Consider the following 13805-nt stretch of genomic DNA (forward strand, 5'->3'; position numbering starts at 1 on the left):
TCGCAGAGTCGCGGAACCCGGGGAACCTGAGCACCACACGGAAGGTGTGAGGAGGCGGGTGATGTGCGGCCCGGGGACGACCACCGTGGTGCCGCCGACGGTCCGGGCACGGGTCCCGGTGAGATCCCGCGCCGGTTGTGCGCCGTCGCGGTCGAACTGCTGCCGGTGACCGGGGCGAGTGTCTCGTTGCACGACGACGACATGCCGGTCCAGTTGTGCGCGAGCGACGCGCGGGCCGCGTACGCGACGGACATCCAGGCCACGCTGGGCGACGGGCCCTGTCAGAGCGCGGCGCGCAGCAGACGGCCCGTGCTCGCCTGCGACCTCACGGAGGGGCGGGACGCGGAACGCTGGCCGGTCTTCGCCGAGGAGGCCGCCGAGATCGGGGTGCGGGCGACGTACTCGCTGCCGCTCGGCGACGACGTGGTGTGCGTGGGCACGCTCGACCTCTACCGGGACACCCCGGGTGAGCTGACCGCCGACGAACTGCGGACGGCACGGGCGCTGGCCGGAGCGCTGACGATAGCGCTGGCGGAACTGACCCACGGGGCCGGGGACGCGGCGCTGGACCAGACCGGCTGGCTGGGCGGCCTGGCCACCGAACAGGACACCGTCTACCAGGCCATCGGCATGATCATGGCCCAGCTCGGTGTCGGCGCGCACGAGGCGCTGGCGCTCCTCCGCGCCCGCGCCTTCGCCCAGAGCCGCACCGCGGCGGAGGTGGCGCGGGACGTGGTGGAACACCGGCTGCGCATCTCGGGGACCTGACGCACCCGGGGGCTCACCGGGAGGCGGGTGTTCAGTGATCCGGACCCAATGGTTCCCTGTGTGGCGAAATGGTGTGGAGGCGTGAACTCCGCGTGCGTTCCCGCAGGTTGACACGGCATCCGGAGCGCGACCACCATGGGCCTCGCGCTGTGGCACATGTGACCAATGAGCCCAGTGCTTCTTCGACCACCACCCCGGCCCGGCACGGCCCCGCCGTCGCTGCGCGCTGCCCGCCTGCCGTCGCCCGGGTTCTGCTCACGTCAAGATGGGGAACCGCATGTCCATAGCGAGACGTGTCATCGCGCGACGCCTGCTGGGGACGGGCGCCGCGTCGCTCGCCCTGTGCGCCGCCACCGTCGCCGCCGCCTCCGGCGCCCACGCCACCGGTACTCCGGGCGGCGACGGCTGGAAGTCGGGCGGCCAGTACCAGCCGGGCACCGGGGCCGGCACCGAGACCGCCACCGACCGGTGCCAGTTCTCGCTCGACGGCGCGCACTTCTACGACTCCGTCAAGGTCGACGACCAGAGCCTGAAGGTCACCGACGACGGCAAGGTCCACCTCACGGTCCGCGCCGCCGCCGACGCCACGACCTGCACCGCCTCGCTCGCCTCCTACCTGGCCCACGGCCCGACCTTCGCCACCTCGGGCGAGCAGGTCTTCGTCGACTTCGACACGGTCACGGTCAAGCCCGGCCAGACGGACACCCTCGACATCGCGGTGCCGGACGCCGGCTGCTTCGCGCAGGTCGACCTCTACCGCGGCGCGGTGAAGTTCGACGGCAAGCTCGACGCCAATGACGGCTTCGAGCACGGTGAGGTGCCCATCGGCCCGGACCGTCCGGTGATCAAGGACAAGCTGATCGCGGCCTGGAACGGCGGCGCGAAGGACTGCACGACCGTCCCCGAGTCGACGCCCCCGGCCACGCCGAGCCCCTCCGCGCCCACCGAGTCCGCCCCGGCTTCGGAGCCCCCGGCGAGCCAGACCCCGGCCACGGAGCCCCCCTCGGAGTCCGCCCCCACCCCGACCCCGGACTCCACCACTCCGCCGGCCCCCTCCCCGAACGGCGGAGGCGGTGACGACCTCGCGGAGACCGGCGCCGACAGCAGCACCCTGCCGATCACCATCGGCGCGGCGGTACTCCTCGGCGGCGGCGCCGCGATCGTGCTGGCCACCCGCAGGCGGCGCTCGACCCGCGCGTAGCGTGCGGTAGTTCGCGGCGGAAGGGCGGGCCCGGCCCGCCCTTTTCCCGCTGCGGGCGGTTAGGCTCGCGGGCATGGCCCTGATCATCACGGACGTGGACCGCTTCGAGGCCGCCCGGCCGCGGCTGGAGGCCATCGCCTACCGGCTGCTCGGCTCGGCGAGCGAGGCGGAGGACGCCGTGCAGGAGACGTATCTGCGCTGGCAGGCGGCCGACGTCGAGCGGATCGAGGTGCCCGAGGCCTGGCTGACCAAGGTCCTCACCAACTTCTGCCTCAACCAGCTCACTTCGGCTCGCGCCCGCCGTGAGACCTACGTGGGCCAATGGCTCCCCGAGCCGCTGCTCGCCGGGGACCGGATGCTCGGCCCGGCCGACACGGCCGAACAGCGCGAGTCGGTGTCGTACGCCGTCCTCGTCCTGCTGGAGCGGCTGTCGCCGGGCGAGCGGGCGGTGTACGTGTTGCGGGAGGCCTTCGACTACCCGCACCGGGAGATCGCCGAGATCCTGGAGATCTCCGAGGCCGCCAGCCAGCAGACCTTCCACCGGGCCAAGAAGCACGTGGCCGCGGGGAAGGCGCGCACCGAGATCGACGAGGCCGCCGCCCGCGCCGTCGTCGAGGAGTTCCTGGCCGCGGCGACCAGCGGCCGTACCGAACCGCTCGTCCGGCTGCTCACCGAGGGCGCCGTCGCGGTCGGCGACGGCGGCGGCAAGGTCCCGGCGCGGGCGAGGGCGTTCGAGGGCGCGCAAGCGGTCGCCACGTTCCTGCGCGGCCTGTTCAAGCCCAGCGCGGCCAAGCGGGCCATCGTCGGCGGCACGTCCGAGATCTACGCCACGACCGCCAACGGCGAGCCCGCCTTCGTGGCGGTGGTGGACGGCCGGGTCGTCGCCATCACCTGCCTGGAGGTCACGGCGGAGGGCATCGTGGCGGTCCGCAGTCAGGTCAACCCGGACAAGCTCGTCCGCGCGACCGAGCGGTGGGCCGCCGCGGGCCACGAGGGCGCCCCGCTGTGCACCATCTGATCCCGCTGTGCACCGTCTGACCCCCGTGATGACCATGTGACGCAGGACACACTCCGCTCCTGTCAGGAAACGTCGGGCTGCCCGGTTCAAGGGACGACACCGCGCAGAACGCAGCGGCGGATCCCGCGCAGACAGGAGCAGGCCCATGCAGCACCGCATCGTCGTCCTCGGAGCCGGCTACACCGGAGCCGTCGTGGCCGGCCGCCTCGCCCGGCGGCTGCGCCGCGAGGACGCCACCATCACCCTCGTCAACGCCGAGCCCGACTTCGTCGAGCGCGTCCGGATGCACCAGCTCGCGACCGGCCAGGACCTCAAGGCCCGGCCGCTCGACGAGATGTTCGCGGGCACCGGCGTGGAACTGAGGCTCGCGCGGGTCGCCTCGGTGGACGTCGACCGCAGGACGGTCGCGGTCGACACCGGGGAGACCCTGGCGTACGACACCCTCGTCTACGCCCTCGGCAGCGGCTGGAACGACCAGGCCGTCCCCGGCGTCCGCGAGCACGCCCACGAGATCGCGAGCCGCCCGGGCGCCCTCCGCCTGCGCGAGCGCCTGGCCGCGCTGGGCGCCGGACAGTCGGTGCTGGTGGTCGGCGGCGGCCTGACGGGCGTCGAGGCCGCGACCGAGATCGCCGAGGCCCGCCCGGACCTCGACGTCTCCCTCGCCGCCCGCGGCTCCTTCGGCGACTGGCTCTCCGAGAAGGGCCGCGCCCACCTGCTGACGGTGACGGACCGGCTCGGCATCACGGTCCACGAGCACACGGCGGTCACCGACGTGGCGGCGGACGGGGTGACGACGGCGGACGGCCGGGCGGTGCCCGCCGACGTCACCGTCTGGACCACCGGCTTCGCCGTCCACCCGATCGCGCGGGCCACCACCCTGGAGGTCACCGACCGCGGCCAGATCGTCGTCGACGCCACCATGCGCTCGGTCTTGCACCCGGACGTGTACGCCGTGGGCGACGCGGCGATGGCCATGGGCCCCGGCGACAAGCCCCTGCGCATGTCCTGCGCCTCGGGCGTTCCCATGGCCTGGCAGGCCGCCGACGCCCTCGCCGCCCGCCTCACCGGCACCAAGGTCCCGGGCGGCTCCATCCGCTACTACCAGCAGTGCGTCTCGCTCGGCCGCAAGGAGGGCCTGATCCAGTTCGTCACCGCCGACGACCAGGCGGTCGAGCGCGCCCTGACGGGCCGTCTGGCCGCCCGCTACAAGGAGCTGATCTGCAAGGGCGCGGCCTGGAGCGTGGCCAACCCGACGGTGGGCCTGCCGACCCGGCGCCGCCGGGTCGTACCGCGCGGGACCGGGACCCGGGAGCAGGTGGACGCGGTGGTCTAGTCGCCCTCCACGGCCGACAGCCACAGCTTCACGTAGCGCTCGACGTCGACGTCCAACGCCACGTCCACCAGCTGCAGTTCGCGCTCGCCGTGGTGGATCTCCGCCTCCCCGGGCCGCGCTCGCCGGTCGACGACCGTCTGGCCCCGAGTGGGGCCGGGGGCGAGGGAGACCTCGACCGGGAGGAGGCGGGTGGTGATGCCGCCGGGGTCGACGACCGCGCAGACCGCGCCCGCGTCGCCGAGTCCGCCGGACGGGTCGTCGCCGTCGGGGTCGGGCGCGGAGGGCCGGTGGGCGAGGAGTTCACCGGCCAGCCGCAGCCGCGACTCCGAACTCGCCCGCAGCCGCTGCACGTCCGCCGCCGGGACCAGCACCCGCTGGAACACGTCGAGGCCGTACATCGTGATCGGCACCCCGGCGGTGAGCAGGATCGCCGCGGCCTCGGGGTCGTGCCACACGTTGAACTCGGCCACCGGAGTCGCGTTCCCGGTCTCCACCGCCCCGCCCATGAACACGATCCGCTCGATGTTCGGGACCACCTCGGGGTGCGTCCGCAGCAGCAGCGCGATGTTCGTCAGCGGCGCGGTCGGGACGAGGGTGACCGGCCGTGGCGAGGCCAGGATCTCGCGGCGCAGCAGCGTCACCGCGTCCACGTCCACCGGGCGCCGGGTCGGCGCGGGCAGCCCCAGGTCTCCCATCCCGTCCCGGCCGTGGACATGGGAGGCGGTACGCACCGGCTCGATCAGCGGCCGCTCGGCACCCCGGGCGACCGGGATGTCCCCGGCCCCGGCCACCTCCAGCACGGTGAGCGTGTTGCGGACGACGCCCTCGACATCGGTGTTCCCGGCGACACAGGTCACCGCGCGCACGTCGAGCCCGGGATGCCGTACGGCGAAGAGCAGGGCCAGGGCGTCGTCGACGCCGGTGTCGCAGTCGATGATCACCGGAATGGGCTGACCGCTCACGAGCACTCCTCGGACGTCGCGTCGTCTCTGTGGGACCGACCTTACGCAGCCGCCCACAGTTCGGCCCCACGAGCCCGCACACACGCGCCGATCCGCTCCAGCAGCTCGTTCACGGCCACCGCGGTGGGTCGGCGGCCGTCCCGCAGACGTACGGCCACCAGGTCGCCCGCGGCCTCCCGCCCGCCGATCACCGCCTGGTACGGCACCAGCCGCGCCGCCCGGATCCGGGCACCCAGGCTGCCGTCGGCGGCCAGCTCGGCCCGGAGCCCGGCCGCCCGGGCCCGTCGTACGACCTCGGCGGCCTGCTCCACCTGGGCATCCGCCACCGGCAGCACCGCGAGCTGCACGGGGGCGAGCCAGGCGGGGAAGGCGCCGCCGTGCTGTTCGACGAGGTGCGCGACCGCTCGCTCCACGCTGCCGATGACGCTGCGGTGGACCATGACCGGGCGGTGCTCGGCGCCGTCGGGGCCGATGTAGTGCAGATCGAAGCGCTCGGGCTGGTGGAAGTCGATCTGGACGGTGGACAGGGTGGACTCGCGGCCCGCCGGGTCGGCGATCTGCACGTCGATCTTGGGGCCGTAGAAGGCGGCCTCGCCCTCGACGGCCTCGTACGCGACGCCGTCCAGCACCTTCTCGAGCAGTGCGGTCGCCCGGCGCCACAGGTCCGGGTCGGCCACGTACTTGCCGCCCTCGCCGGGGAGCGAGAGCCGGTACCGGGCGGCGCGGATGCCGAGGTCGGCGTAGGCCTTCCGGATCATGCCGAGCGCCGCGCGGGCCTCCTCGGCCGCCTGTTCCAGGGTGCAGAAGATGTGCGCGTCGTTGAGCTGGATGGCCCGCACCCGGGTGAGCCCGCCGAGCACCCCGGACGGCTCCGAGCGGTACATGCCGCCCAACTCGGCCATCCGCAAGGGCAGTTCTCGGTAACTGTGGGAGCGGGAGCGGTAGATGAGGGCGTGGTGCGGGCAGAGGCTGGGGCGCAGGACGACCTCCTCCGCGCCCAGCTTCATGGGCGGGAACATGTCCTCGCTGTAGTGGGACCAGTGCCCGGAGATCTCGTACAGCTCCCGTTTGCCGAGGGCGGGCGAGTACACGTGCCGGTACCCGGCGGCGCGCTCCGCCTCCCGGACGTACTCCTCCAGCTCGTGCCGGACGACGGCGCCGTCGGGCAGCCAGTACGGCAGGCCGGCGCCCATCAGGGGGTCGGTGTCGAAGAGGCCGAGCTCGCGGCCGAGGCGGCGGTGGTCGTGCATGGCGTACTCCCTCGCTGTGGGGGCGAGGGAACGGGGGAGGGATGACAAAAGCCCCGGGGCCGCTCGCCCCGGGGCTTGTCGATCGCTGGTCAGGTGTCAGCGCGCCGGGACTCGGTCCGGCGTCGTCGTCAGGGACATCGGGGCGCGCTGCATGGGGCGACGGTAGCCAGCAGGCGGGCGGCGGGTCCACCGACTTTCCACCGGGGCGGTCCGCTCACCCGGACGGACCGGCGCGCTGGTGGACGGGCCTGGGCGGTGGTGCCTTGGGAGGACGCAGGTTCGATCATGAGCGCTCTCGCAGGAGGTCTCCCGATGCCCCGACCCCCGGTTCGTCTCCTCGCCGCCCCGGCGCTCGCCCTGGGCGCCCTGCTGACGGCGACCGCCTGCGGCGCGGGCGATACGGGAGCGGCGGCCAAGTCCTCCTCCAGCGCCTCCCCCTCCCCGGCACGGACCAGCGCCGCCCCCTCCCCGGCCGCCGCCCCGGCGCTCACCGAGGCCCAGGCCCAGGCGGCCCTGATCACCGAGACCGACCTGGGCGAACCCTGGTCGGCCACCCAGGGCGCCGCCACCTGGCGGGACGGCATGCTCAAGGCGAGCACGGAGAAGCCGGACTGCCGACGGCTCCTCGACGCGCTCTACACCGAGGAGTTCTTCGGCCCGGATGCCCGCACGCGCGCCGTGACCGGCCTCGACGACGACTGGGACGGAGCGCAGATGCGCTATCAGGTCGTGACGCATCCGCCGAAGGAGGTGGACCGCACCCTGGACTGGCTGCGGTCGCTGCCGGAGAAGTGCGGCGAGTTCACGGCGGTGACGGCGACCGGGACGCTGGAGCGCGCCGCGGTCTGGGAGACGGAACTGCCGGAGGTGGGGGACGCCCGCCAGGGCCTGCGCATCGCGCTGTCCGACGGCGAGGAGAACACGCTCACCGTGGACCTCGCCGCGGTCCGGGTCGGTGCCGACGCGATCGTCCTCACCAATGGCGGCCTCGGCGACGTACCGGCCGAATGGACCTGGGCGGCGACGGATCTGGGGGCCCAGCGGCTGGTCGAGGTGCGCAAGCAGGGGCGCGCGCAGGTATGAGGGACGCGGGGGCGCGAGCCGCGAGCGCTCGGTGGTTCCGCGTTCACCCACCGGGCATTCTGGACAGGTTCTCCTGTGTCGTCCCGGTTCGTAGGGAAGATCCGGGCAGATCCGTATCGCAGAGGAGCCCGCGTGACCGCTCGCCCCACCGCGCCCGACCTCTCCAGCAAGGACCCGAACTGGTGGCGGCAGGCCGTCGTCTACCAGGTCTATCCCCGCAGCTTCGCCGATGCCGACGGTGACGGGCTCGGGGACATCCGGGGGGTCACCGAGCGGCTGGCGCACCTGGCCGCGCTGGGCGTCGACGCCCTGTGGCTCAGCCCCTTCTACCCCTCCGAACTGGCCGACGGCGGGTACGACGTCGCCGACTACCGGGACGTCGACCCGCGCCTCGGCACCCTCGCCGACTTCGACGCCATGGTGACCGAGGCCCACCGCCTCGGGCTCAAGGTCATGGTCGACATCGTGCCCAACCACACCTCCCACCGGCACGCCTGGTTCCAGGAGGCCCTCGCGGCCGGGCCGGGTTCGGCGGCCCGGGAGCGGTACGTGTTCCGGGACGGGCGCGGGGCGCACGGTGAACTCCCGCCCACCGACTGGCAGTCCGTGTTCGGCGGCAGCGCCTGGCGGCGGGTGCCCGACGGCCAGTGGTACCTGCACCTGTTCGCACCCGAGCAGCCCGACCTGAACTGGGCCCACGACGAGGTCCGCGCCGACTTCCGCGCCACCCTGCGCTTCTGGGCCGACCGAGGCGTGGACGGTTTCCGCGTGGACGTCGCCCACGCCCTCGCCAAGGACCTCGACGAACCGCTGCGCGACCTGGGTGAGTCGGCGTTGAGCGGGGAGGACGCCCTGGCCGGCACGGCCCCCGGCACGCACCCCTTCTACGACCGCGACGAGGTCCACGAGATCTACCGCGACTGGCGCAAGATCCTCGACTCCTACTCCCCGCCCCGCATGGCCGTCGCCGAGGCCTGGGTCCCGGGCGCCCGCCGGGTCCTCTACGCCCGCCCCGACGAGCTGGGCCAGGCCTTCAACTTCGAGTACCTGCAAGCCCACTGGGACGCGGCGCAGCTGCGGAACGTCATCAGCGCGTCCCTCACCCAGGCCCACGCCGCCGGTGCCTCCGCGACCTGGGTGCTCTCCAACCACGACGTCGTCCGGCACGCGTCCCGGCTGATGCTGCCGCCGGGGACGGACGAGAACGCCTGGCTGCTCTCCGGCGGTCGGGCTCCCCGGGTGGACCGGGAGGCGGGGCTGCGGCGGGCCCGGGCCGCCACGCTGCTGATGCTCGCGCTGCCCGGCTCCTCGTACGTCTACCAGGGCGAGGAACTGGGCCTCCCCGAGGTCGCCGACCTCCCCGTACAGGTGCTCCAGGATCCGATCTGGGAACAGACGGGACGGGTGCGCAAGGGGCGCGACGGCTGCCGGGTGCCGCTGCCGTGGACGGTGGGCGGTCCCTCGTACGGCTTCGGCGTGGGCGGGGCATGGCTGCCCCAGCCGGAGTGGTTCGGCGGCCTGTCCGTCGAGGCGCAGGACGGGGTCGAGGGGTCCACTCTGGAGCTGTACCGCCGCGCGCTGCGGCTGCGCCGGAAGCTGCTGGAGGGGGAGAGCCTGACCTGGGCCGACGAAGCCCCGGAGGGCGTGCTGCACTTCACCCGCTCGGACGGCTGGCGGTGCGTGTCCAACCTGTCCGGCGGTCCGGTGCCGCTGCCCGCCGGCGAAGTCGTCATCAGCAGCGGGCCGTTGGCGGCGGACGGCCGGCTCGGGCCGGACACGACCGTGTGGCTCACCTGAGCCGTACGGCCGAACCGGGAGGTCTCAGGAGCGGGGGGCCGGGAGAATCGCGGGTGGGTGTTCGAACCCCTGGGTCCGGGAGGCGCTGTGCCGGTGACGAGGTGGGTCGGTGGAGGCATCGCCCTCTGTGGGCTCGTGCTTGTGCTCTCGGGGACGACGGCCTCGGCACGAAGTGAGGGCGAGCTGTGGGGCGCCGCCGTCATCGAGCCGGGGCGGGAGGGGGTCGTCGAGATCGCCGGGTACGAGGGACCCGGGCTCGGCAACGGGTCCACCCTCATCCTGGTGGCCCCTCGGTCCGCCCGCGTCACCGGCACGCCCCTCGACGGTGAGGGGTATCGCGGTGCCGTTCCGGACGGCGGGCGCCTTGGGTCGTACACCTTTCTCGGGGGTTCCGAGAAGCAGTCGTGGAGCGGGCGGGGCTTCCCGTTCGTGCTGGCGGTGCCCGTGGACGCCGTGCCCGGCACCCGGCTGAGCGGATGCGCGACGGTGCTCGCGGACGCCGAGGGCGCGCCCCGGGACCGGGGCACCTGCGAGGTCACCGTCGGCCTGCCCGCGCCGACGCTGCTGCGGCCCCCGGCGGGCGTACCGCTCGGCACGCGCCCGGAGTCGTCCGGGACCGCCTACCCCGGCGCGCAGGTCAGCGTGCGGGACGCCCTGGAGAACGAGGTCTGTTCCACGACCGCCGCCGCCGACGGAACCTGGTCCTGCGTTCCGGCCCTCCCCCTCACGCCGGGCCCCGGCCTGCTCCGGGCGACGGCCACCCTGAACGGTGTCTCCGCCATGAGCGAGCAGATCGTCGTGACGGTCGACGGGCCGCCGCCCGCCACCGCCGCCGACAGCACCGCGACGTCTGTCCCACCGCCGGACGGCATCAACGGGCCCTGAGCCTCATTCCACCAGCGCCATCTCCCGGGCCGTGTTGTTCAGGCGCCTGCCGCCGTCCTCCGTGCACGTCACGATGTCCTCGATCCGGACCCCGAACCGGCCCGGCAGATAGACCCCCGGCTCGATCGAGAAGCACATCCCCGGGACCAGCGGCAGCTCCTCGCCCGCCACCAGGTACGGCGGCTCGTGCGTGGTCACGCCGATGCCGTGGCCCGTGCGGTGCACGAAGTACTCGCCGTACCCGGCGGCCTCGATCACCGTCCGGGCCGTCCGGTCGATCTCCTGGCAGGCCACTCCGGGGCGCACCGCCTCGAAAGCGGCCTGCTGGGCCGCCCGCACGAGGTCGTGGACCCGGCGTTCCTCGTCCGTGGGGGTGCCGACGTGGACCGTGCGGGTGGTGTCGGAGCCGTAGCCGTCGCGCAGGCCGCCGAAGTCCAGGACGACCATGTCGCCCCGCTGGATGACCCGGGCGCCGGCCTCGTGGTGCGGGTCGGCGCCGTTCGGGCCGGATCCGACCACCGTGAAGTCGACCTGGGAGTGTCCGTGCTCGCGCAGGAGACGGGCCAGGTCGGCGGCCACGTCTCGCTCGCGGCGGCCGGAGAAGCGGACGGAGAGGATCTCCTCGTACACGGTGTCCGCCGCCGCGCCCGCCGCCGCGAGGCGGGCCACCTCGTGCTCGTCCTTCACCGCCCGGAGCATCGGCAGCACGGTCGTCAGGGCGCGGTAGGTGGTGAGCGGCAGTGCCTCCTGCAGGCCCAGCAGGTGCAGGGCCCAGGTGGAGTCGGAGACGCCGTAGCGGCCGTGCGGGCGCAGCAGGCCGGCCGCCGCCGCGTACGGGTCCTGACCGTCCCGCCAGTCCGACAGGCGCAGCGCGCCCGCGCCGGGGGCGGCCTCGGCGTCGGGGCGTTCCAGGGCCGGGACCAGCATGCGGGGCTCGGACTCGGGGGTGAGGACGAGAAGGGTGAGCCGCTCGGTGATGGCGGTGGGCCGGTAGCCGCACAGCCAGGTCAGATCGGGCCCCGGCGTGACCAGCAGCCCGGCGAGCCCGGCGGCGATGGCGTCGCGGGTGGCCCGTTCCATGCGCTCGGCGTGATCCTGCTCGGTGAAGGCCCCGGGTGCCTCGGTCATGGCTTCCGCCTCCCAGTACACACAAGGAGCCTATTCGGCCGATTAGGTGATAATTGGGGCATGAGTGCTACGACGGTTGTTCTGGCGGCCTCGGGGAGCGACGTGCTCAACGTGGCCGCGGCGTTTGTCGGCGGCCTGATCATCGCCGGTGCACTGGTGTGGGCGGTGCAGTTCGGGATGCGGGTCATGGACCGCGAGCTACCGCACCCCAGCCCCGAGGAGCAGCCGAAGCTGCCGGAGGGTGGGCCGGTGCACGAGGTCAGGGAAATGCGGGAGCCGAACGAGCTGCCGCGGTCGGAGGGGGACGAGCGCGTCCTGCCCCACGAACTCCGGCACGCGGGCAGCAAGACCGGCGAGGACCAGAGCCGAAAGCGGTGGCTGCCGGGATCGAGCGGATCCTTCGGCAGCGGAGGCCTCGGGCGCGTGTGAGCTCCGGGGGCCCGTCGGCCCGGAGACCGACCAGGGGCTGCCCCACCACCGGGGGCAGCCCCTCCTCTTGTTACGGCGCTGTCGGCGCGGACGTCTTCGGCTTGCCCGGGGCGGTGGCGAGGGCCCAGATCACGAAGAAGTCCAGCGCGACCATGAGGACCGACCAGACCGGCTGGTAGGGCAGGAACATGAAGTGCGCCACCATGCTGAGCGAGGCCAGGAAAATACCGGTGATCCGCGCCCACCAGTAGCCCTTGAGGATGCCGTAGCCGACGGCCGTGGCGAGGACGCCGAGGCAGAGCAGGATGACGCCCCAGCCGGTCAGGCTGATCTCGTAGACGTAGTCGTTGATCGCCTCGTACACGCCGTCCGTGGCGATCGCGGAGATGCCCTGGAGGATGGCCACGACGCCGTAGACCATCATCAGGACACCGGCGAAGACCAGGCCGCCGGTCTGCCAGTCGGTGCCGGTGGGGCCCGCCTGGCCGGGGGCGGGGCCGGCCGCGCGGTGGCCCTCGCCCCACACGGGGGCCTGGGGGTCGTGGGGGAACTTCTGTCCTTCCCCGGTCGGCGGCTGTGTCGCGTGCGGCTGCTGGGTCATGGACCTACTCCGCTTCCTCGTTTGGTCGTTGCGACCACCCTCCGGTCGGCCGCACGCCACCACCACGGGGGCTGAGCCGTCCGGGTGAGGCTCCGGCGTGCGGGAGGACGGGCGCGGACCTTCAATGAAGGAACCGAAGACCTGAACTCACGCGCACACCTGGAGGCGTCATGCCCCGCTCCCGGCTTCGCTGTCTGACGGCGGTGGCGGCCCTCGCGCTGGCCGGTTCCGCCGTGCTGACCGGCTGCTCCGACGACGACACCCCCTCGAACGCGGTCAGCGAGGCGGCGTCGGCCGCCCAGTCGCTGGCGTCCGAGGCGGAACGCAGGTTCGGCGACATCAAGAACGGCGTGAACGCCAAGGACGCGGTCTCCCTGGGCGACCCGGCCATCGGGTCCGACGGCCGGGTGAGCGTCGAGGTCACCGCCGAGAACACCACGGACTCCACCAAGTCCTTCGTGGTGCAGGTCAACCTCTCCGACTCGAACGGCAATCTGCTGGAACCGGTCGTCGTCACCGTCTCCGACGTCCCGGCGAACCAGTCGAAGAAGGCCACCGCCACCGGCAAGCGCGACCTGACCGGAGACGTCAGGGCGGAGGTGGAGCGGGCGGTGCGCTACTGACCGAGTGCCATGAGCCGACCGGTTTGCCGGGGCGTGCGCTACTGGCCGGCCGAGCCGCTGCGTCGGGCGTACGCGCGGGCCGCCCTGGCCCGGTCGCCGCAGCGGGTGGAGCACCAGTGGCGGCGGCCGTGCCGGAGCAGGTAGCGGTTGCAGGGTGGGGAGCCGCAGGCCGTGAGGCGGTCGGCGTCGGGGCCGGTCAGGAGGTCGGCGGCGTCGGCGGCGAGGGCGGCCAGGGCGTGTTCGAGGATCTGGTCGGTGGGATGGACCGGGGCGCGGTGCAGCCCGCGGGTGGCGTCCCAGTGCAGGAGGGACGCGGCCGGGGCGCGGGTCAGCGCGTCGTTCACGGCGGCCAGCGCCCCCGTCGGTGCGGGGACCCCGTCGAGGCGGGCGGCGAGCAGCGCGCGGATCTGTTCGCGCAGCGACCGCAACTGAGCCGCGCACATCTCCCGGACACCGGCGTCGGCGGGGGCGAGCCCGTGCCGCTCAAGCCACTGGCCGGCGCCCTCGGGAGTGCCGAGGAAGTCGATGTAGTGGCCGCCGGGCAGGGCGACGGCGCTGTTGGCGAAGTCGAGCGCCGGGTACTGCTCCGCCCCCGGGGCGGGCGGCGGGGTGCTGCCGTCGACGGCCACGGTCTCAGTCATGAACCTCATGGTACGGCCTGCCGTCATCCATGAGATTCCCACTTCTCACGGATCTATTGCGTCCATCCGTGAGAACGGGCTACCTT

General features: G+C 73.5%; 14 protein-coding genes. 9 read left to right on the forward strand and 5 right to left on the reverse strand.

The window, feature by feature from the left end:
* Positions 1-63 precede the first annotated feature (63 nt).
* The 4 genes from ACWDRW_RS01790 (at position 64) to ACWDRW_RS01805 (ending at position 4320) form a co-directional block, all read left to right on the forward strand.
* A complete protein-coding gene (locus ACWDRW_RS01790; RefSeq protein WP_451718564.1) occupies positions 64-768 on the forward strand; it encodes a GAF and ANTAR domain-containing protein in 705 nt (234 codons plus the stop codon).
* 277 nt (positions 769-1045) lie between these two features.
* Positions 1046-1969 carry an LAETG motif-containing sortase-dependent surface protein gene (locus tag ACWDRW_RS01795; protein ID WP_451718567.1) on the forward strand — a complete coding sequence of 308 codons (924 nt, stop codon included), beginning with the start codon at positions 1046-1048 and terminating at the stop codon, positions 1967-1969.
* Positions 1970-2042: 73 nt separating this feature from the next.
* Positions 2043-2987: an RNA polymerase sigma factor SigJ gene (sigJ, locus tag ACWDRW_RS01800; protein WP_451718569.1), complete on the forward strand. Its 945-nt coding sequence runs from the start codon at positions 2043-2045 to the stop codon at positions 2985-2987.
* Between the two features lie 145 nt (positions 2988-3132).
* Positions 3133-4320 (forward strand): NAD(P)/FAD-dependent oxidoreductase, encoded by a 1188-nt coding sequence (locus tag ACWDRW_RS01805; RefSeq protein ID WP_451718572.1) that lies wholly within the window; start codon positions 3133-3135, stop codon positions 4318-4320.
* Here ACWDRW_RS01805 and ACWDRW_RS01810 read toward each other — a convergent pair.
* Together ACWDRW_RS01810 and thrS are read right to left on the reverse strand one after the other, a co-directional pair.
* Positions 4317-5282, reverse strand: a complete 966-nt coding sequence (locus ACWDRW_RS01810; protein WP_451718574.1) for a nucleoside hydrolase — start codon at positions 5280-5282, stop codon at positions 4317-4319. The two genes, ACWDRW_RS01805 and ACWDRW_RS01810, sit on opposite strands and share 4 nt — an antisense overlap.
* 41 nt (positions 5283-5323) lie before the next feature.
* A complete protein-coding gene (gene thrS / locus ACWDRW_RS01815) occupies positions 5324-6580 on the reverse strand; it encodes a threonine--tRNA ligase (protein ID WP_451718577.1) in 1257 nt (418 codons plus the stop codon).
* Positions 6581-6844: 264 nt separating this feature from the next.
* Between thrS and ACWDRW_RS01820 the strand changes: the two genes are divergently transcribed.
* From ACWDRW_RS01820 to ACWDRW_RS01830, 3 genes are all read left to right on the forward strand, one after another.
* Positions 6845-7615: a hypothetical protein gene (locus ACWDRW_RS01820; RefSeq protein WP_451718580.1), complete on the forward strand. Its 771-nt coding sequence runs from the start codon at positions 6845-6847 to the stop codon at positions 7613-7615.
* A gap of 132 nt (positions 7616-7747) precedes the next feature.
* Positions 7748-9412, forward strand: coding sequence for a glycoside hydrolase family 13 protein (locus ACWDRW_RS01825; protein ID WP_451718583.1), 1665 nt, complete (start codon positions 7748-7750; stop codon positions 9410-9412).
* A gap of 135 nt (positions 9413-9547) precedes the next feature.
* Positions 9548-10297: a carboxypeptidase regulatory-like domain-containing protein gene (locus tag ACWDRW_RS01830; RefSeq protein WP_451718585.1), complete on the forward strand. Its 750-nt coding sequence runs from the start codon at positions 9548-9550 to the stop codon at positions 10295-10297.
* Between the two features lie 3 nt (positions 10298-10300).
* Here ACWDRW_RS01830 and ACWDRW_RS01835 read toward each other — a convergent pair whose 3' ends face one another.
* The gene (locus ACWDRW_RS01835) at positions 10301-11425 is read right to left on the reverse strand and encodes an aminopeptidase P family protein (protein WP_451718588.1); all 1125 of its coding nucleotides are present in this window, start codon (positions 11423-11425) and stop codon (positions 10301-10303) included.
* 60 nt (positions 11426-11485) lie between these two features.
* Here ACWDRW_RS01835 and ACWDRW_RS01840 point away from each other — a divergent pair, with 60 nt between their 5' ends.
* Positions 11486-11854: a DUF6479 family protein gene (locus tag ACWDRW_RS01840; protein ID WP_451718591.1), complete on the forward strand. Its 369-nt coding sequence runs from the start codon at positions 11486-11488 to the stop codon at positions 11852-11854.
* A gap of 70 nt (positions 11855-11924) precedes the next feature.
* On the opposite strand, the gene ACWDRW_RS01845 is transcribed toward ACWDRW_RS01840, so the two are convergent.
* On the reverse strand, positions 11925-12455 hold the full coding sequence (locus ACWDRW_RS01845; protein ID WP_451718594.1) for a DUF7144 family membrane protein: 531 nt from the start codon (positions 12453-12455) through the stop codon (positions 11925-11927).
* A 170-nt stretch (positions 12456-12625) separates the two neighbouring features.
* Between ACWDRW_RS01845 and ACWDRW_RS01850 the strand changes: the two genes are divergently transcribed.
* Entirely contained in the window at positions 12626-13078 is a 453-nt protein-coding gene (locus ACWDRW_RS01850; protein ID WP_451718597.1) for an FxLYD domain-containing protein, read from the forward strand.
* Between the two features lie 38 nt (positions 13079-13116).
* Here ACWDRW_RS01850 and ACWDRW_RS01855 read toward each other — a convergent pair whose 3' ends face one another.
* Positions 13117-13728: a CGNR zinc finger domain-containing protein gene (locus ACWDRW_RS01855; RefSeq protein ID WP_451718599.1), complete on the reverse strand. Its 612-nt coding sequence runs from the start codon at positions 13726-13728 to the stop codon at positions 13117-13119.
* Between the last annotated feature and the right edge of the window lie 77 nt (positions 13729-13805).

This window comes from Streptomyces sp. NPDC003635 (genome assembly GCF_053587635.1).